This is a genomic window from Sphingomonas koreensis, assembly GCF_002797435.1.
In the GTDB taxonomy this organism is placed as follows: Bacteria; Pseudomonadota; Alphaproteobacteria; order Sphingomonadales; family Sphingomonadaceae; genus Sphingomonas; species Sphingomonas koreensis.
In genome coordinates, this window is sequence record NZ_PGEN01000001.1 from 3,665,194 (window position 1) to 3,684,049 (window position 18,856).

16 protein-coding genes are annotated in these 18,856 nt (G+C 59.1%); 10 read left to right on the top strand and 6 right to left on the bottom strand.

What is annotated here, in order from left to right; all coding sequences use genetic code 11:
* Nucleotides 1–4 precede the first annotated feature (4 nt).
* Nucleotides 5–1,351, top strand: a complete 1,347-nt coding sequence (gene drt3a / locus BDW16_RS17485; protein ID WP_066574924.1) for an antiviral reverse transcriptase Drt3a — start codon at nucleotides 5–7, stop codon at nucleotides 1,349–1,351.
* Nucleotides 1,344–3,416, top strand: coding sequence for an antiviral reverse transcriptase Drt3b (gene drt3b / locus BDW16_RS17490; protein WP_066574923.1), 2,073 nt, complete (start codon nucleotides 1,344–1,346; stop codon nucleotides 3,414–3,416). Before drt3a ends, drt3b begins: the two co-directional genes overlap by 8 nt.
* Nucleotides 3,417–3,570: 154 nt before the next feature.
* On the opposite strand, the gene BDW16_RS17495 is transcribed toward drt3b, so the two are convergent.
* Together BDW16_RS17495 and BDW16_RS17500 are read right to left on the bottom strand one after the other, a co-directional pair.
* A complete protein-coding gene (locus BDW16_RS17495; RefSeq protein WP_066574922.1) occupies nucleotides 3,571–4,827 on the bottom strand; it encodes a Y-family DNA polymerase in 1,257 nt (418 codons plus the stop codon).
* A 2-nt stretch (nucleotides 4,828–4,829) separates the two neighbouring features.
* On the bottom strand, nucleotides 4,830–5,198 hold the full coding sequence (locus BDW16_RS17500; protein ID WP_083954193.1) for a LexA family protein: 369 nt from the start codon (nucleotides 5,196–5,198) through the stop codon (nucleotides 4,830–4,832).
* A 267-nt stretch (nucleotides 5,199–5,465) separates the two neighbouring features.
* Here BDW16_RS17500 and BDW16_RS17505 point away from each other — a divergent pair, with 267 nt between their 5' ends.
* Nucleotides 5,466–6,377: an ArdC family protein gene (locus BDW16_RS17505; RefSeq protein WP_066574917.1), complete on the top strand. Its 912-nt coding sequence runs from the start codon at nucleotides 5,466–5,468 to the stop codon at nucleotides 6,375–6,377.
* Between the two features lie 75 nt (nucleotides 6,378–6,452).
* Nucleotides 6,453–7,223, top strand: a complete 771-nt coding sequence (locus BDW16_RS21170; RefSeq protein ID WP_125958812.1) for a DUF7662 domain-containing protein — start codon at nucleotides 6,453–6,455, stop codon at nucleotides 7,221–7,223.
* 61 nt (nucleotides 7,224–7,284) lie between these two features.
* On the opposite strand, the gene BDW16_RS21395 is transcribed toward BDW16_RS21170, so the two are convergent.
* Entirely contained in the window at nucleotides 7,285–7,422 is a 138-nt protein-coding gene (locus tag BDW16_RS21395; protein WP_157081375.1) for a hypothetical protein, read from the bottom strand.
* Between the two features lie 307 nt (nucleotides 7,423–7,729).
* On the opposite strand from BDW16_RS21395, the gene BDW16_RS17515 reads away from it, so the two are divergent.
* Nucleotides 7,730–7,951: a hypothetical protein gene (locus BDW16_RS17515; RefSeq protein ID WP_241230493.1), complete on the top strand. Its 222-nt coding sequence runs from the start codon at nucleotides 7,730–7,732 to the stop codon at nucleotides 7,949–7,951.
* 16 nt (nucleotides 7,952–7,967) lie between these two features.
* Here the strand turns inward: BDW16_RS17515 and BDW16_RS21400 are convergent, their stop codons facing one another.
* From BDW16_RS21400 to BDW16_RS17525, 3 genes are all read right to left on the bottom strand, one after another.
* Nucleotides 7,968–8,138 (bottom strand): hypothetical protein, encoded by a 171-nt coding sequence (locus BDW16_RS21400; protein ID WP_157081373.1) that lies wholly within the window; start codon nucleotides 8,136–8,138, stop codon nucleotides 7,968–7,970.
* 257 nt (nucleotides 8,139–8,395) lie between these two features.
* Nucleotides 8,396–9,679, bottom strand: coding sequence for a relaxase/mobilization nuclease domain-containing protein (locus BDW16_RS17520; RefSeq protein ID WP_066574909.1), 1,284 nt, complete (start codon nucleotides 9,677–9,679; stop codon nucleotides 8,396–8,398).
* A complete protein-coding gene (locus tag BDW16_RS17525; RefSeq protein WP_066575044.1) occupies nucleotides 9,676–10,044 on the bottom strand; it encodes a hypothetical protein in 369 nt (122 codons plus the stop codon). Before BDW16_RS17525 ends, BDW16_RS17520 begins: the two co-directional genes overlap by 4 nt.
* A 345-nt stretch (nucleotides 10,045–10,389) precedes the next feature.
* Between BDW16_RS17525 and BDW16_RS17530 the strand changes: the two genes are divergently transcribed.
* From BDW16_RS17530 to BDW16_RS17545, 5 genes are all read left to right on the top strand, one after another.
* Nucleotides 10,390–10,899: an RNA polymerase sigma factor gene (locus BDW16_RS17530; protein ID WP_075152643.1), complete on the top strand. Its 510-nt coding sequence runs from the start codon at nucleotides 10,390–10,392 to the stop codon at nucleotides 10,897–10,899.
* Nucleotides 10,896–11,984 (top strand): FecR family protein, encoded by a 1,089-nt coding sequence (locus tag BDW16_RS17535; RefSeq protein ID WP_066574904.1) that lies wholly within the window; start codon nucleotides 10,896–10,898, stop codon nucleotides 11,982–11,984. The genes BDW16_RS17530 and BDW16_RS17535 overlap by 4 nt, the downstream gene beginning before the upstream one ends.
* 139 nt (nucleotides 11,985–12,123) lie before the next feature.
* Complete coding sequence (locus BDW16_RS17540) at nucleotides 12,124–15,378, top strand: TonB-dependent receptor (RefSeq protein ID WP_241230492.1); 3,255 nt, start codon at nucleotides 12,124–12,126, stop codon at nucleotides 15,376–15,378.
* A 170-nt stretch (nucleotides 15,379–15,548) separates the two neighbouring features.
* A complete protein-coding gene (locus tag BDW16_RS21175; protein WP_125958674.1) occupies nucleotides 15,549–16,040 on the top strand; it encodes a hypothetical protein in 492 nt (163 codons plus the stop codon).
* 344 nt (nucleotides 16,041–16,384) lie between these two features.
* On the top strand, nucleotides 16,385–18,808 hold the full coding sequence (locus BDW16_RS17545; protein ID WP_066574896.1) for a porin family protein: 2,424 nt from the start codon (nucleotides 16,385–16,387) through the stop codon (nucleotides 18,806–18,808).
* Nucleotides 18,809–18,856 lie beyond the last annotated feature (48 nt).

Genomic DNA, 18,856 nt, shown 5'->3' on the forward strand with positions numbered 1-18,856 from the left:
TATTATGCTCGACCAGATGTTCACTGCGGAAAACTTTCGACGTATCTATGACTCCGAAAACCGCAAAGGTCTCGATATAGCGAGCCGCTATTTTCCTACGCTTGAACCGCTGACACTTGCGGTTCGCGACAAGGTGCAAGCTATTCGCAATCATCGAGCGCACGAAGCGACGATGGCGTCGGATGTCTTCGAGACGACGCTTATCACGCTCAAAACTGAGCTTGCAGCTCTAAAAGCCGAGAAGTCGGGTGCGGTCGATGACCTTATGGATGACATCAGCCAGAAGGTCCTGAAACCCAGTTTCAAAATCGACCTGTCACAGAAGTTGGGGCCACAGGGAAAGCTAGTCTACTGTATAGATGCAGAGCCTGAAACCTTTTTTGTCATCAAGCAGCTCCAGCGAAACATTCACCGCATTTACGGTGTCAAACAGGCAAATCGGCACGACCTAGTATGCCAAATTCGGGATATGCTTGGCAGTAGCTTTCCGTTTGAGCTTGTCCGCACAGATATCTCGTCGTTCTATGAGAACATTGACCGTAAGCGTCTGGTGGAGAAGCTCGATGGCGATCAGCTTTTAAGCCCCGCGTCTAAGAAATACATCAAGCAGGTGCTAGACTCATACGGCGCGAAGTCCGGCGCGGTGAATGGCGTTCCGCGTGGTGTTGGAATCAGCGCATATTTGGCCGAACTGTATCTACGGCCAGTCGATAAAGCTATCCGAGCAATTCCTGGCATGGTTCTATACGGTCGGTTTGTCGATGATATAGTTGCAGTGTTTGCCCGACCGCCCACAGGCAATAACCTCGGCTCTTTCAAAGACCGGATCATCGCCATATTCAGTGATAACGGCCTTATGCATAACCCTGCTAAGACGCACGAATTCACGTTGCCCGCTACCAATCCCGTATCTTTTGAGTATCTGGGCTATCGTTTTGACTTAGCTGGCGTGAATCTGGCGATCAGTCCCAGTTCTGCAAAAGTCGGAAAGTATCGCAGCCGAATGAATGCCGCGTTTGAGGATTATTGGGATAAGCGTCCACTTAATCCAAGACGCGCGTATCGAGAACTTGCCTCACGCGTCAAGTTTTTAACAGGCAATACGCGCCTCTCAAATAGCAAGTCGCGTGCCGTTACTGGAGTATATTACAACAATTCAATCGTAACAGACTTGTCATGCTTTGATCAACTCGACAAGGAGCTAAAGCTCCTTGTCGATTCTCTAAAAAGCAGCAGCCTGCAAAAGCAGTTGAAGAAGCTGAAATTCTCGACTGGTTTTGTACAGCGCCGATATCATAATTTCAGCACGAGAGAGTTGCAGATAATCGTGAAGGTCTGGAAACATGGCTAAGCGGCGCGTCTCTCTCACCCATCGAAAACAACGATCAGTTCTCACGGACATGTTGCCCTTTGAGGTACCACCAACCTTTTCCAATCGGGGCTACTACCGTTTCCTGCGCAACAACAGCATTGAAATCGAAAAGGGTCAGTTGCGCTGGATTTGCGAGACGGATGCATTGGATCGGACGATGCGGCTTCTGTTCGGCATCGATCTCGCCGCCAATATCACCCCTGAGGTCGTGACCGAGTGGGGTAAGCAGAAAACCCGCAGATCGGTCCCTCTAAAAAAATGCAAGATGGCGACCATGCCTTTCAATTTCCGTGTCGCCCACAATCTTGACGGCCGGACCTTGAGCGTCGTGCATCCGCGCAATCAGGTCGAGGTGGCAAGCTTTTATGCCACCCACAGCGCGTTGATCATCTATCACACTTCCGTGAGCGAGTTTTCAATCCGCCGCCCGGTTTCGGTGTCGCGCTATGCCTACTTCAAGGACAAGCTCCATGAAGAGCGGCTGGATTCCGTCGCCGGGTTGGAGGAAGAGGATCGCGAGTACGAGCAGCTCGGCTCCTATTTCGTGTATCGGAAATACCGGAACATCCACCGCTTCTTTGAATCGTACAAATACCACCGCAGCGAGAAAAAGTACGATGCGATGGTGCAGATCGACGTGAGCAAGTGCTTCGACAGCATCTATACCCACTCGCTTCCTTGGGCCGTGCTGGGCAAGGACCAGACGAAATTCAGCCTCGATGCCTCAAAGGGAACCTTCGGCGGACGTTTCGACGCCCTTATGCAGAACCTGAACCACAAAGAAACCAACGGCATCGTCATCGGCCCCGAGTTCTCGCGGATATTTGCCGAGATCATTTTGCAATCGGTCGATTCAGAGCTGATTAGGCAGTTGGCCGAAGGAGCCAATCTGACCCACAAGATCGATTACGAAATCTTCCGATACGTCGATGACTTCTTCGTTTTCTACAACGAGGAGTCCACCCAGCTTAAGATTTTCGAGACGCTTCAGGACATCCTGAAGGGCAAAAAACTCAGCATCAATACGGCCAAGATCAAGCATTACCAAAAGCCGATCATCACCGAAATCACGATCGGCAAGGAACGTATCTCGGCCCTTCTGAATGCCGAGATCGATCCAGCTTGCGAGGAGGAGCCGCTGGCCGATCCGACCAAGACCCCCAAGCAAAAGCTGGTCTGCTCAATCAACGCAAACCGCCTCATCATCCGGTACAAGGCCGCGATCAAGGAGGCAGGCGTCACCTATGGCGACCTGTTGAACTACACGTTTGCAATCACCGAAAACAAGATCGAGAAGCTCTTCAAGGCCTATGTCGCGAGCGACAAGTCAGACCGCGACCGTAAACGTCTCTCGAACGCATTGCTGGCCATCATGGAGTTTGCCTTTTTCGCGTACTCGGCCAGCCCAAAGGTCAATCACACCATCCGCCTATGCCGGATGATCGCGACTTCGGTGGATTTTCTGCACGCTCAGGGCCTGCCCTACGAGCAGAAACATCTGCTCTTTAAGTACGTCCACGACAATGTGATGCAGCAACTCGAAAAGAACACGATGAGCGTTCATCGCGAGGTTGAGAGCCTCTATCTTCTCATCGCACTGCCGCAGATTGGCCGGGAATACTGGCTGCCAGTCTCCGTCCTTCTCCGGCATTTCCTGATTAAAGAGGAAGAGAACACGGGGAATTACATTCGCCCCACGGGGTTCATGAATCACTTCTCCGTCACAATCCTGCTTTCCTACATCAAGGACAAGGTCCGGTATGCGAAGCTGAAAACCTTCATCGAGGCGCATATCATCGCCAAGCTCGAATACATGAAGGCCCATTGTCCCGATGACGCCGAGACACTGATCATGCTCCTCGACCTCGTCGTCTGCCCTTATATCAGCGCTGCTACCAAGGACGCTATAGGGCTGATTTTTAAGCTGGATGCAGCAGGCTTGGCATCTGTTCAGGCCGCCAACGATCACTGGTTTACCGCTTGGGGCGATAAATTTGATCTCGGGAAGGAGCTGGACGCAAAGCGCAGTCGTGAGGTATACTGACCTCGGCGCTCCGCTTTACCCGTAATGGCTGTTGGCAGCCCACACACAAGCGCCCTCTGTGTTCCGATATCAATTCGGGGCATGGTGATACGACGGTAGAAGCGGGCCGTCGCACTTTTCAACTGGTATTATTAAGCTGAGTGGTCCTGCTACCTTAAGACCGGACCTGCAAAAAATCCGCAAGCCGAGTTGTGTAGCATGGCGATAAGTTTCCCCTTCGCATTGACCAGTCTGCCCGCTCCACTAGACCGCCGGGACGCGCGGTTCCACGACCAAAACGCCCATTGATCGCATCGAGCGCGGTCATCAGAGCCTTTGACCGCTCTGGGTCGCGCGAGGAAAAGAGATCGCCGACAGGCAAATCCTTTGAGCGGTACAGATCGATCAGGATCACCCCGGCCTTGAAATAGCGGAACCCTTCGCGCCACATCGACCACGCCGCCCGCGTAGCCGAGCCTATCAGGGCAAAAGAGTCCGCCGATGGCTCAATCTCGAACGTCGCCGAGTTGGAATATTTCGGATCGTTGTTGAACTCGTTCGTTCGCATAAAGACCTGCATCGCTCCGGCCTTCATTCCGAAGCGCCGCATTTTTTCAGCAGCGCGGGCGGCGTATGTCGCTACGGCTTCCCGCATGTCATCGAAGGACGTGATGGCCCGTCCAAAGCTACGGGTGCAGGCGATTGACTGGCGCGACGCCGGGGCGTCCGTGAAAGTGAAGCACTGGACTCCCCGTAATTCTGCATGGGTGCGCTGTCCGGTGACAGTCAGCGTTTCCCGCACCAGATCAGGTTCCATGTTGACGAACGCAGCCAAGTCCGAAACGCCGAGACGTTCGAGCTTGACGACCGACGCGCGACCCAGCCCCCAAACATCGCCTAAAGATACATGCGGATAGGTCTGCCGCCGCGCCTCTTCCGTCGATAGATCGAGAACGCCGACGCCGCTGCGATCCGCTTTCGCGAGTTTGTTTGCCAGCTTGGCAATCGTCTTTGTGGGACCGATGCCTACGCAGGTCGGGATTTTCGCAATCTGGCGGACAGCCGCCCTTATCGCCATGCTACGCTCAACGCGATCACCCGGCAGACCGGAGAAATCCATGAACATCTCGTCGATGGAATATGGCTCGACGCGCGGAACCATGCTCGACAGCACATCGAACATACGGCGGCTCATGTCGCCATACAGGACATAGTTTGAGCTTTTCCAAACGACGCTTTTTAGTTCCGGCTTCTTGCCCGCAATATGCCAGGGATCGCCCATCTTGAGGCCGAGTTCCTTGGCTTCTTGCGTCCGCGCAATCACGCAGCCGTCATTGTTGGACAGAACGACGAGCGGCTTTCCGCGCAATGTCGGATCAAACGCCCGCTCGCATGAGCAATAGAAACTGTTGCCGTCGATGAGCGCAAACATCGTCACACCCGCATCCGCACGAGGGCGCTGATGATGGCCCAGATTTCCACGTCATCGGACACTGGCAATGGCGAGCCTCTCGATGGCGTGAGCCACCATGCTTCGTCTTTCAGGTTCAATGTCGCGAGGATCACTTCGCCATGCAAGAACGCCACGCATACCTTGCCGGAAGTCGGCTCCGCTGCTGCATTTGCGATCAGAATGTCGCCCGCATGAATGCCACGGGCGCGGAGTTCATGCCCAACCACCCTGACCGGATAAAGGCCGGGACGGCGCAGATCGAGGAGATGAGCCAGATCGACTACTGGTTCAACATAGTCCTGTGCCGGGCTTTGGAAGCCCGTTGTGTCGTCGCCTTGATAAGATGCCATGACCAGAACATAGCAGGAACATTCTGTCGGATGGTATAGGATTCTATTCCTGTATCGGGATTGGGGCGTCTTGCCTGAAATCCCTGCTTTTCCGCCGTTTTCTGAGCCAATGCCGCGAATATGGCCCGGTGCGCCGCCCGGTCAACGGGTTGCCCGCTCCATTCGCTTCGCTCCCGTGTTGCCCGTTTCGCCTGCGGCTGACCGTCCGGCTAATCCCCCGAGCCTTCTCCTTCGCGTCCTCAGGAAACAGCGAAAGGAGATCAGGACATGACAAACTCAACTTCATCCCGCTTCGACGTGTACGAAGCCATCACCAATCAAATTGTATCTGCCATCGAAGCAGGTCCGGGTCAGGTTCAACTACCTTGGCATCGCAAGGGGTCTGCCATCTACCGCCCCGTCAATGTCGCATCCAAGAATGCCTATCGCGGCGTCAACACCGTCGCTCTGTGGGCCGCTGCCGACGCACAGGGTTTCGCTAATGGCGTATGGGGGACATACCGCCAGTGGCAGGACAAAGGCGCACAGGTTCGCAAAGGTGAGAAATCGTCGCTGGTAATCTTCTACAAGGATTATGCGCCAGCCGAGGCTACTGCATCTGAAGACGATCCTGAGCGCCGCTTCGTTACCCGAGCGTCCCGTGTGTTCAATGTCTCACAGGTCGAAGGATATGTTTCGTCCGAGGCAGAGGCGTCAGTGGACCGTATCGACCCATCACAAGCTGCCGAGATTTTTATCGCTGCAACGTGTGCGAAAATCTCCATCGGAGGAGATCGCGCATTCTATAGCCCGTCCGCTGACATCATCGCAATGCCGGATCGTCATCGCTTCATCGGGACCGAAACCAGCACCGCGACTGAGGGATGGTATTCCACCCTTCTCCACGAACTGACGCACTGGACAGGGGCTTCCCATCGCATGGACCGCACATTCGGCAAACGCTTCGGCGATGACGCCTACGCGATGGAGGAAATGGTGGCCGAGCTTGGCGCGGCATTCCTTTGCGGCGATCTTGGTATCACCGCTGAGCCGCGTCCCGACCACGCAGCCTATATCGAAAACTGGCTTCGCATCTTGAAATCCGACCACAGGGCGATCTTCACCGCTGCCAGTGCCGCGAACAAGGCCGCAGAATATCTGGCTGGCCTGTCGAAGATCGAACGAAAGGAGGCGGCCTGATGGTCGCCTCTATGGCAAGCTAGCGGGAGCGCAAACTCTGTTTTCCGCTATCTTCGCCGTATGTTACTATTGAGAATGAGCCAAAAATATGCGGCACTCGCCGCCTATCTAGAAAATCAGAATATTGACCTCGTGTCGCTGTCGTTCGCGCAGATCGAGAATATCATCGGAATGGCGCTGCCGGATAGCGCGCGGAAGCATGGCGTATGGTGGTCCAACTCGCCATCGCGCGGGCGGCATAATCAGGCATGGTTAGGCACGGGTTGGGAAACCACCAACCGCAATCTCAAAGCTCAAACGATCAGCTTTCAGCGGACGGACGAGCGAGCCAAGTCGCAAGGACACATTGCAACTGCCGGGAGACCTCGCCGCGCAAACGGAGTAATATTTAATGCAGCAGCGCTGACCGAGACAGACTTCGCCGCAGACTGTGCAGTGACTCTAAAGCTGCGTTGGAAGCGCCTCGGCGCTGTCACTCTATCGCCCGCAGGGAAGCTGGATTTCCCCGCCGCGCCGATGGAGGCAGGACTCTATCGCCTGATCGTCCGCGTTGGCAATCGAACTACCGTCTATATCGGCGAGGCCATCAATCTCAAGCGCCGTTTTGGTAACTATCGACGTCCGGGAGCAACGCAACAGACCAGCTTGCGTCTAAATGCCTTGTTGATTGAGGCGCTAGGCCAGTGCGGAGCAATCAACGTCGATATCGCTTATCAGGACATCGGCCTCAATATAGGTGGCGTGGCAATGGATGCGAACCTTGCCGACAAGGCGGTGCGTCGAATGATTGAGCAGGCCGCTATAGTCGCGCATGGCGGCATCGACGTGGAAATGCTCAACCGTTAGCCTTCAAGAAAAAAAGCGCCGCCAAACAATTGGCGGCGCTGATTATATTCATGGAAGTCGCTTACTTCTTTTGATTCTGAGCAGCGGCGAAAGCGGCATTATATTTTTCCCGCTCTTGCCATGTAGCGTTCTGCATATCGCGAGCTTGCTTTTGCTGGTCGGCATCGCGACGGGCGGCTTCGGCAGCGTATTCACTCATTTGCTTATCCCTTCTTCTGTCGGTCCCAATCGACCGATGCCTATTCCCTGCCAGCGTTGCCGTCGCCATTCGGGTGGATAAGACGAAGGCGGTTCGAAGATGTCGGTACGTTCTCGATGCAGGCCGCAGGCGCATTCCATCGGTTTTCTTCATGGGTTTTGGACCGGACGCGCCGGGGTTCAAGGCCGCTCCCTTCCTTCGTGCAGGTCCGCGCCAATGGTCAGGCTGAGCCTGAGCCTTTGATCCCCGGCTTGTTCGTCCGCTCCGCACTCTCCCCATGAACCGAGGGAATGATCCTTCGGCAAACATGAAGGAGAACATCATGTCCGACACTAATCAGAACCGTCCCAGCCATCGCCTCCTCACTGTGAACGGCGAAGGCGACAACGCCCGATGGACAGACATCGGCGTTGCATGGGCAACCCGCGACGGAAAGGGCTTCACGCTCAATCTCAATGCGCTGCCGCTCAACGGGCGCATCGTTATGCGGGTCAACGATGCCAAGGACGAAAAGAAGGGGCGCGGATAGCGCCCCTTCACCGTCCCTATGGGGATGGACCGCGTTTCGCGATTTCGGCGCGGATCATCGCGAGAAGCGATTGCGCCGATGCGAGGTCGGATTTGGTGGCGATCAGGCCTTTACTTGCCTCCTGAAAGAGAGCGAAAAGCTGAGCGTTCGTTTTCGCGGTAAGGTCGCCTTTGGTCATTTTGTACATGGATTCCTCCTGTCTGTCTTGCGCCGCCCCCGTTGGGCCGCGTTGAGGCGGAGAAATCAGGCCGGATGAATGAGGTGCATTGCCCGCCAAGCGAAACGGAGGTGGAGAAGGCTGTTCACACGCCTTGCACCCATCCACATTCACCGGACGATAAAACGATCACAACGCGACCCGGCGGGGCGCGAAGACTGCGGAGGAAAACTGGAAAGCCAAAGCGATCAGGCCGGACGGACGACAGGTTGAGTTTCAGGCCAAGTCTATCGCCCCAACTCCGGGCCGCGCGGCGCAGGCCGAGCGCGCTCCGTGCCATCGCGATCAAACTGTCCATCACGCATCATGCGACGATATTGGGCCGCGTCCCGATAAAGACCGAGCAACTGTCGCGCATGACGATCACGCGCCACGCCGATTTGAGATTGCAATGCCGCCCGCTCTTTTAGCTGGGCCGAAACCAGATCATGCCGCTGCGCCCGGTCGCGTTGAAGCCCGAAAAAGGCTTCCATCTCATTCTGTTTCCGCACCTTGAAATAGCGCCCGGTCACGATGTCCCATAGCCCCTTCGCACCCGTGCGGACGCGGGCCGACCGCTCCCGCTGCTCACTATCCCGGCGCTCCCGCTGCATCCTGTCCAACTTTGTCCGTTCGGATTGATGCACATCCTTCATCGCCGCTTTTTGTTCATTGAGGGGTCCGATAGCGTTCTGAGCTACGCGCTTGGCTTCCGAGATGAAGCGTGAAAGGCGGGGTGCGACCGTCTCACCGATATGGCGAGCGGTATCCGTGACCGAGCGGAGCGTCTTCGGGTCGCCGAGCCGCGCCGTGACTTCCTTCGATTTCTTGTCGATCATCCGGGCGATGGCAAATGCCTCGCCCTCAATCGAGACAGCGACATGCCCGCGCCGATCACCTTGCGCGAGGAACAGCCCGCGGTCCTCCAACGCCTTCGCGAAGGCAGGGCCGTTGTCCGACATGGCCCAGCATTCCTGAATGGTGGCCTTGATTTGCTTGGCGTCGAGGCCAGCCCGCTTCGCCTGCTGCCATTCGTCGAGCGTGAAATTGCGGGGATCGCGCAGGCTGGAATCTTGAAAACCCTCCGGCATTTTCCAGCCGTTTTCGAGATAAAGTTCTTTGGCGATGTCCCGCAGCTTCGTTTTGAAGAACGGAAGCGGCTTCGCGGTCATCGTGTCCGCGTCGATGCGTGACCATACGGCATGGGCATGACGACGCCCTTCCTTTTCATGGAAGACGATCATGCGTGGCTGGCCTTTAAGGCCTAGCCGCTCTTCGATCACGTCGCAGGCCATCTCGAAAACCTCTATCCGCACCGACTCGCCGACTGGCGGATTGAGGGACACCGAGAACAGGAATTGCTTGCATTTGGTCCCGAGCGACAGCGCGTGGGCTTCCTTCATCGCACCCATAAGATCGTCGGACATGAAGCCGCTGACCTCATGCACTTCCACATGCTCGTTTTCCTCCGTCTTCATCAGATGAAGGCCGAGCTGCTTTGCGCCGCTGCGCTGGGAGGCCTTCAGGATCATGGCTCGACCTCAAGATTCAGCGCCTCCATCAACAGGAGCCGGATTTCCCGGATTTCGGCCACGGCAGCGAGAAGCGCTGCTTCCGTGTCGGACGTAACAGGCAGGCTCCCGGAACTAGCCGACCGTGCCAACTGGTTCACATTGGCCGATAGGCGGGACTGGCCGAGTTTGCCCAACACCTGAGCCAAGGCCTGATGGTCCTTGACCGGACGCTTTCCCCGGCGACGCGGGGCGGGATTTTCAGAATCAAAGAGGCGCGACTGGATATAGGCCGCGAGGGACATGCCGCCCGCGTCCTGTTCCAATTGGGCGCGTTGCTCGAAAGTGAGCCGGAGCGAGAAAGGGGCTGGGCGTTTGTCCGCCATGCTGCCCCCCCGCCTAGGCCGTCTTGCGCCTCCGCCCGACAGCCGGACGGCTATCGCGCGGGGCGCGTCCATCCTTCCGGTCATTGTTGTTTTCGGCCTGTGGGCAACCGAGGCTGGAATGCTTGAGAACGGCTGACCATTCCATTAGCGTGTCCGACAGTTGGTTCGAACCTGATCCCATCAGGTCCGCCACTTCCTTGCCATCCGTCGCACAGGACCCGGGATATCCGGCGCAAGGCCAGGATTCCGCAGCGTCAAATCGATATCGCCAGGCTTGAAGATTCCTGGGCGCGATCCCGCTATACGTGCGTCAATAGAACAGGGCCGTAGGAGATTGGGGGGAGCGTGGCTGCAGAAGCGGTTTCCGATCTGGAACGATTGGTCCGGCAGTTCCGGCCGGCACTGGTCGCATTCTTCTCGCGCCGCGTCGCCAGCCCTGCGGAGGCAGAGGATCTGACTCAGGAGGTTTTTGTCCGACTCGCACAGTCCAATATCGATGCCGTTGAATCGACCGAGGCGTTCATTTTTCGCGTCGCGACCAACCTGCTGCGCGATGGATCGCGCCGGGAGCGTGTGCGTGCGGCCTATCGCGCATCGTTCGAGCAGGAGGACGGGATCGGGATCGACACCATCGACCCGCACCGCATTGCGGCTTCGCGCGAGACGATCGGAATCCTGTGGGCCGCCATCCAGGCGTTGCCCGAGCCGACGCAGCAGATCTTCATCCTCTACCGGGTCGAGAACATCCAGAAACAGACCATCGCGGACAATTTCGGGTATAATGTGCGTACCGTCGAGAAGCATATCTCCCGCGCCCTGGTGTTTCTGGCGCGTCGCATGGGAGGCCGGGCATGACCGCGCTGACCGACGACGACGGTATCGCCATGGGCTATGAGGAGCAGGCCGCCGAATGGTGCTGGCGGATCGCCGAGCGTGCGCTGACCGACGCGGAGCAGGCGGAGTTCGACCGCTGGATTCGGGCCGATCAGCGCCATCAGCAGGTGTTCGACGAGATGGTGGCGGTCTGGAAAGGCACCGACACGATCGCGGAGATGCCGGGCTTCCTCTCGCTGCGCGCCCGCGCGCTGACGACGATGGAGAGTGCACGCGATCTCAACGAAGTGTCGTCCTACGGGCGCCGGAACTGGTTTCGCGGGCTGGCGGCGGCTGCGGCGGTCGTCCTCGGTCTGTTCGGCGGCTTCTGGTATTTCGCGGATGGTGCGGACGTCTATGGCACCGGAACCGGAGAGCGTCGGGTCGTGCAGCTGGAGGATGGCTCGCGGATCTCGCTGGATGCGTCGAGCCGGGTCGTCGTCGCCTATTCGGACGACCGGCGCGCGCTCCGGCTCGAGCGCGGGCGCGCGAAGTTCGATGTCGCGAAAGATCCGTTGCGGCCTTTCACGGTGACGGCGGGCAATCAGACCGTGGTGGCGACGGGTACGGCGTTCAGCGTCGAGCTGCTGCGCGATCAGATGCGCGTGCTGTTGTATGAAGGCGAGGTTGCCGTGGTCGCGCAACGGGCAGGAGCGGGCCGGACCGCTGCGGTCGAGGCGATCAAGCGAGCGGCACCGCCGCCGCCAACCGGCGCGATGGAACATCTGGTGCCCGGACAGGAACTGGTTTCCAGCCTGTCGTCGGGGAAGATCAGGGTCGCCCCGGCGCAACTGGACCGCTCGCTGCTGTGGGAGGATGGCCGGCTCGACTTCGTGGACGAGCCGCTGGTGCGCGCTGTCGAGCGTATCAATCGCTATACCGATACCCCCATCGTGGTCGGCGACGCGGCGGCCGGGCGTTTGCTGGTGAACGGGGTGTTCGACGCGGGCGACACGCAGAGCTTCGTCCGCGGAATGACCGCGCTGTTTCCGCTTTCGGCCAGATATGACAATGCGAAGGTCACGCTGGTGAGCGGGAAGGAGCCGCTCGCTTCAAGACAAAAATAGATGGGCGCGAATTCGCCCGTACCGCGTCTCTAGAAATAGAGGGGCGTATCAATCGACCCCTCAGAGACTTGGGGGAGATGATATGTCGCATAGGCCGTACCTGCTTTCCGGATTGGCAAGTGTCGCGTTGATCGCGAGCGTGACGGCGCCGCCGGCCTATGCGCAACAACTCTATGATTTCGATATTCCCGCGCAGGACCTGGGCAGCGCCCTGCGCACCTTTGCGCGGACATCCGGCGTCCAGGTGATTTTCGACGGGGGCGCGCTGCGCGGCAAGCGCAGCGCACGCTATCGCCAGCGCGCGGCGCCTGAAGCCGCGTTGCAGACGATCCTGCGGGGAACGGGCATGAGCTTCCGTCGCGACGGGGGCATCTATGTGATCGTTCCGGCGGACACTCCTGTCCGCCCCACGGCCAGCGCGGCGCCCCCAACGACCCCCGCGCCAGCACCGGCCGTGCCGCAGGATGCGGTTGCCGAAGAGGACGCCGAGGTCATCGTGACCGCGCAGAAGCGCGCGGAGCGGATCATCGACGTGCCGATTGCAATGACGGCTCTGTCGGGTAGCGCGCTGGACGACCGGAAGATCGAAGGCGGGTCGGAGCTGCTGCGCGCCGTGCCGAACGTCACCTTCTCCAAAAGCAACTTCAGCATGTACAATTTCTCGATCCGCGGGATCGGGACCAAGGCCATCTCGGCGTCGAGCGACCCGGCCGTGGCGGTGAGCTTCAACAATACCCCGCTCGTCAGGAACCGGCTGTTCGAATCGGAATTCTTCGACCTGCAGCGGGTCGAGGTGCTGCGCGGCCCGCAGGGCACGCTGTATGGCCGCAACGCGACGGCGGGCGTGGTCAACATGATTCCCGCGCTTCCAGGCCGCGATTTCGCTTTGGAAGCGAAGCTGGAGGTCGGAAGCTTCGATACGATGCGGGCGAGCGGGATGCTCAACGTGCCGCTGAGCGATACGCTGGGCGTGCGGGTCGCGGGCGCGTTCACCAGCCGCGAGGGCTTCGACTACAACAGCTTCACGCAGCGGCGCGTCAACGGGCGTGAGCTGTGGTCGACGCGCGCGACGCTGGCGTGGGAGCCGAGCGACCGCTTCCGCGCCAACCTCATCTGGCAGCATTTCGAGGAGGACGACAACCGCTCGCGCACCGGCAAGCAGTTGTGCACCCCTGATCCCGGACCGGCCACGGTGGGCGGCATCGCCGTGACGGATCCGCTCACGCGCGGCCGGATGAGCCAGGGTTGCCTGCCAGGTTCGCTCTATGACGATGCGGCCTTCGGCGCGCCCAACGGGAACGCCCTGTCCTATATCTTCGTGCCGAACACGATCTCGATCGGCAGGGATCCGGTCACGCGGGCCCAGGTGAACGTGGTAAAGCTGGGCGACCCGTTCGCCGGCGTCGTGCAATCGCGGAACCTGCGCGAAATCGCGACGAGCTATGATCCGGTGTTCCGGGCCAAGAACGACGTGGTCCAGCTCAACCTCGAGTTCGAACCGTCGGACGGGCTGAAACTCGTGTCGCAGACCGCCTATTCACGCGATCGCTTCTATTCGACACAGGATTATAATCGCTTCGTCAGCAACCCGATTTTCAACAGCTCCACCCAGCCGCTGCTGAACTCGCGCAATCAGTTGATCGATCCGGTGGCGTTTCCCGGGCCAACCCCCGGCGGGATGTACTGCGATCCGCAGCTGGGTTGCTCCGACCGACTCGTGTCGGCGGATCTCAGCCGATCGGCAAACCGCCAATGGTCGCAGGAGCTGCGGCTGCAATCGAGCTTCGACGGGCCGGTCAACTTCAATATCGGGGCCAACTATCTCGATTTCAAATCACAGGACGATTACTACGTCTTCAACAACATGTTCACGCTGATTTCGGAATGGTTCTATGGAACATCCGTAGTCGGCGGAAACACCGTGCAACTTCCTTGTCCGCTCGGCTTCGAAGGCCGGGAGTGCGTCTATGTCGATCGGAACCCCATCGGCAGCCTCGACAATCAGGGCCACAATTATTTCCTGAGCCAGAACGGCATCCGGATCAAATCATATGCCGGTTTCGGCGAGCTGTACTGGAACCTGTCGAGCAACCTGAAGGTGACCGCGGGTCTGCGCTACACACGGGACGAGAAGGTCTCCACGCAGGTTCCCAGCCAGCTGCTGCTTGGGGGCGGAACGCAAACGCCTCTTCCCGGTTCGAATACGGGCGGCCGCGTGAACAGCGGCTATCCCGCGCTTCCGGATATCGAGCAGGCGTGGAGCGAATTCACCGGGCGCCTGGTGCTCGACTGGAAGCCGAACCTCTCGTTCACCGACGATACGCTGATCTATGCTTCGGCATCGCGCGGGTACAAGGGGGGCGGTGCCAATCCGCCACGCGTCGATATCAATCCTGCAATCGTTCAGTATCAGCCGCTGGCGCAGACCTTCCGGCCCGAATATCTCAACGCGTTCGAAGTCGGGATCAAGAACAGCTTCGGCAGCGGGCGGTTCATGCTGAACGGCACGGCCTTCTACTACGACTATAAGGATTATCAGATTTCGCAGATCGTGGACCGGATCGCGTTCAACGAGAATTTCGATGCGACGATCTGGGGCCTGGAGTTCGAAGCGGCGTGGCGGCCTTCTCGCGCTTTTCGGCTGGACGCCAACCTCGGCTATCTGAAGACGCGGTTGAAGGAAGGTTCGCAGTCGATCGACGTGATGAACCGCACGCAGGGCGATCCGGACTGGATGGTGCTGCGTCCCTGGCTTCAGGCGCCGTCGAATTGCGTCGCGCCGCGGGCGTTCGTCGAACGCATCATGCGCGGCGCGGCGGCGCTCCGGAACCTCGCGCTTTCGGCGCTATGCCCCGGATCGAACCGCATCGGATCGTACAATCCAGGTTTCCCGGGAGGAATTCCCTATCACGCGCTCTACGGGTTCACCTATGATTACACCGCGCCGTACAACCCCGCCACCGTGGGGCTGAACATCAATCAGGGCGGCAGCGGCGCTCCCAATGGCGGTCGTGGATTCGCCGCGGACCTGGGTGGCAATGAACTGCCCAACTCGCCGCGGCTGACCTTCAACGTCGGCGCGCAATACACCTTCTTTGTCGATGCGGGAAATTGGGAGCTGACCTTTCGCGGCGACTATTATCGTCAGTCGGAAAGCTTCGCGCGGATCTACAACACTGAATATGACCGGCTGAAGGCGTGGGACAATCTCAACCTGGCGGTGACGCTGGCGCGCCCATCCTCTGGCCTCACTTTCCAGCTCTATGTGAAGAACGTGTTCGACGATGCGCCGATCACCGACTTCTTCACCAACGCCGACGACACAGGGTTGAGCGCAAATGTCTTCACGCTCGATCCACGTATCATCGGGTTCAGTATGTCGAAGAAATTCTGAATAATAGTATAGAAACAGAAAAAAATCTCGAGAATATAGATTGTTCACGTTCGATTCATGTTGAATATAAGTTGATACCGTGTACTATATTGAAACGGCACGAGTCGATTTCTTGATGAAATCGAATGATGTCGTACATCATAATCATATTATGTATGTAGGAGAGAGAAATGAAAAAGATTCTTAGCGCTGCTGTTGCTTCGATCGCTCTTATCTCTGCACCTTCGGTGTCCGCGCAGACCTTTGCTACCACGGCGGGCACTTATACCTTCAGCGGATCTGGTGTTTCCGTGCAAAAGGGTAGCGGGCCTCTGCTTTCTTGCACGCTGAGCATCGACATTACCAATGATGGTGCTGGAAACATCACCGCCGATAACGCGTCCCTGACCGGCTCTTTCGGCTTTTGTAATACGGTTGTATTCCAGAGCTCGCCTTGGACTGTGACGAATCCCAGCCCTGGCGTGTGGAGAGTGAACGGCATCTATGTCGATACGACGATCACGAACGGAGATTGCTCCGGCTATCTTGATGCCACGTTCTCGCTTAGCGGAACCACGGAGCAGCTGAGCGTTGACACCGGGTTCACAACTACTTCGACTCTTCCGGAGGTTACCGCCGGAACGGGTGACTGTAAAATTGACGGCACGATCACCTGGCCTTGAAGTCATATCAGGCATTGGACATCATGAATTTCATGGATACATTGCCTGAATAAGCAATGCGGCGAGCGCGCGATCATCGTGCGCTCGCTCGTATTTGCCGTAGCAGCTCGTATTTTCTAGACGCATCGTATAGCTATTGCCAAAATCGCGTGTAGAGGTGAGAGAGTTGCAATGCGTATTGTTTGTAGGGAGCCGTGCGAACCGGGCACGATGCCATTTAGTCAAAACGGCTCCATTCGGTGATGCGTGTCGCTCGGCTGGGTCTTCTCGGGGTCGCTGTGCTTCCCCTCGGACTATGCCCCGGCGCCCGAGCGCAGACAGATGATAAAGGGGGCGTCCGTGCGGTGGCGGGTTCGACAGAACCCGCCCCGCCGGGCGATCTTGCGCCGGATGAGGTCCTCATAATCGGCCAGCGCTATGGCGAGGCCGCAGTGGCGGCGGAGACCGAGTTCGGCGAGGAGGAAATCGCCACCCAGGGTGCCGACAATATCCAGGATCTGTTGACGCGGCTTCAACCGTTCATCGGCGATGGCGAGGAAGAGCCGGTCCTGCTCATCAACGGCAAGCCTGCGGGTTTCGACCGCTCGATCCTGGCCTTCCCAGCCGAGGCGCTGAATCGCCTCGCGGTGCTCAAGCCGGAGGCAGCCGCTCGCTACGGTCAACCGTCGGGGCGGCGGGTCGTCAATCTGGTTCTCAAGAAGCATTTTTCGAGCCTGAATGCCGATGCCGGCGGTAACTGGGCGACCAGGGGCGGGCAGTATGGCGGGAGCCTGTCTGTCGGGCGGGCGGCGATTGACGGGCCGACCCGCTGGAACGTCCAGGCGCGTGCCAGCTATGACAGCGCCCTGCGCAAGCGTTCGAGGAACATTCCACCGCGCCCGGGCACCTTCGACGGAACCGGCTATGTTTCGGCGCCTGGCGGCGGCGAGATCGACCCGGCGCTCAGCTTCCTTGCCGGAAGGCCGGCCACCATTGCAGCGATTCCAGCCGGCGCTCTATCGCAGGCGCCAGTGCTTGCGGACTTCGTCGCCACAGCGGGCGACAGGGATGCGGTCGATCCGAATGCGTACGAAACGCTGTTGCCGTCGCGGCGCAGCATGGCGCTGGGTGTGGGCGTGACCCGTCCGTTGGGATCCTTCTCTGCGTCCCTCAGCATCGATGCCAGCCGTAGCGCCAGCCGCGCAATGCGCGGCCTGCCCATGGCATCGATCCTGCTGCCCGCCGATAGTCCCTGGTCCCCCTTTTCGGGAGACGTGCTCCTGACGCGTCCCTTTGATGGCGCGCGGGCGCTGCGCAGCGACACCGATTCCGAGACGCTGGGCACGTCGCTCACGCTGACGGGGGCGATCGGCGATTGGCAGACCAGCTTCTCCGCCAGCTATTCCCGAAGCTGGACCCGCAGCCTGCTCGAAAGCGGGATCGATTCCACACGCGTTCAGCAACTGGTTGATGGCGCGGATCCGGCCTTCAACCCCTATGGCCCGTGGGACGAGCGGCTACTGCTCGCGCGCCGCAACCGTTCGCAGGGGGAAAACATCGCCACACGATTCAATGTCAAGAAGAGTGTGCTCAATCTGCCTGCCGGGGCGGCGATCGCCAATCTTTCGGTAAATGCGCGCCGCAACCGATCGACGAACTGGCAAGGCGACAATCTCGGCGGCCCCGCCACGCGGGCCAAATCGGCGCTCGAACAGCTGGACGGGGCGTTCGGGCTGAGCGTGCCGATTTCCCGTCCGGGCGAAGGGGAGCTTCTCTCCTTGGGGAGCCTCAATCTCGACCTGACCTCGAGCGTGCAGACGATGACGAACAGCCGGCTGCAGAAACGCTATGGCGCCGACTTGACCTGGGGGCCGATCCGGACCGTCCAGTTTCGGGGATCGCTCGGCCGTGCCGAAACCGCGCCATCCCTGGCCCAGCTCGACGACCCGCTCGTCACGACCATCAACCGGATTTTCGACTATGCTCGTGAAGAGATCGCCGAACCGGTCTGGATCACCGGCGGAAATTCGGCGTTGCGGCGTGGCAGGCGGCAGAACCTGGCACTGGAAGCCATGGTGCGGCCCTTGGGCGATCAGACGGTGACACTGAACCTCGCTTATCGCCAGGATGAGGCCAAGGGCGGTGTCGCCGCGTTTCCCGAGCTGACCCCTGTCATCGAAGCGGCCTTTCCCGAACGCGTGACACGCGATGCGGAGGGCAGGCTGGTCTCGGTCGATGCGCGGCCGATCAATATCGCCCGCGCGACCGACGCCGAACTGAGCTCGAGCATCGCCTTGCGGTATCCGGGGAAGCCGTCCCCGCCAGCCGCGAATGCGATGCAGCTGTCCTTGTCGCTGAGGCATCGATGGCGGCTGAGGAGCGAGTTGCTGACCCATCCGGGCGTTCCCGTGATCGATCAGCTCGCCGAAAGCGGTCAATCGCGGCACAGCCTGTCGCTGCAGGCTACGGCCGGCAGGCGAGGATGGGGTGCGACGTTGGGAGGGAATTGGAACAGCGCGTCGCGCGTGACCAATGGCGACCGGATCCTCAACACAAGGCCACCCATGACGTTCAGCCTGTCGATGTTCATCGAACCCGAGCGCCTGTCGGGTCAGGCGAGGAAAGGCGGGTTGCTGGATGACCTCAAGATCTCGCTCGCGGTGCAGAATCTGTTCAACAGCTATCGCCGCGTGACGCTGGACGACGGGAGCAGGCCACCCGGCTTCAGCCGCGACGAAGTGGACCCGCTCGGCCGTGTCATCCGGTTGATGCTCCGCAAGAGATTCTAGCACGGAAGCGCTCCGGCGAGCGTCGCAAGTCAGAGCCTGCCGCGCCGC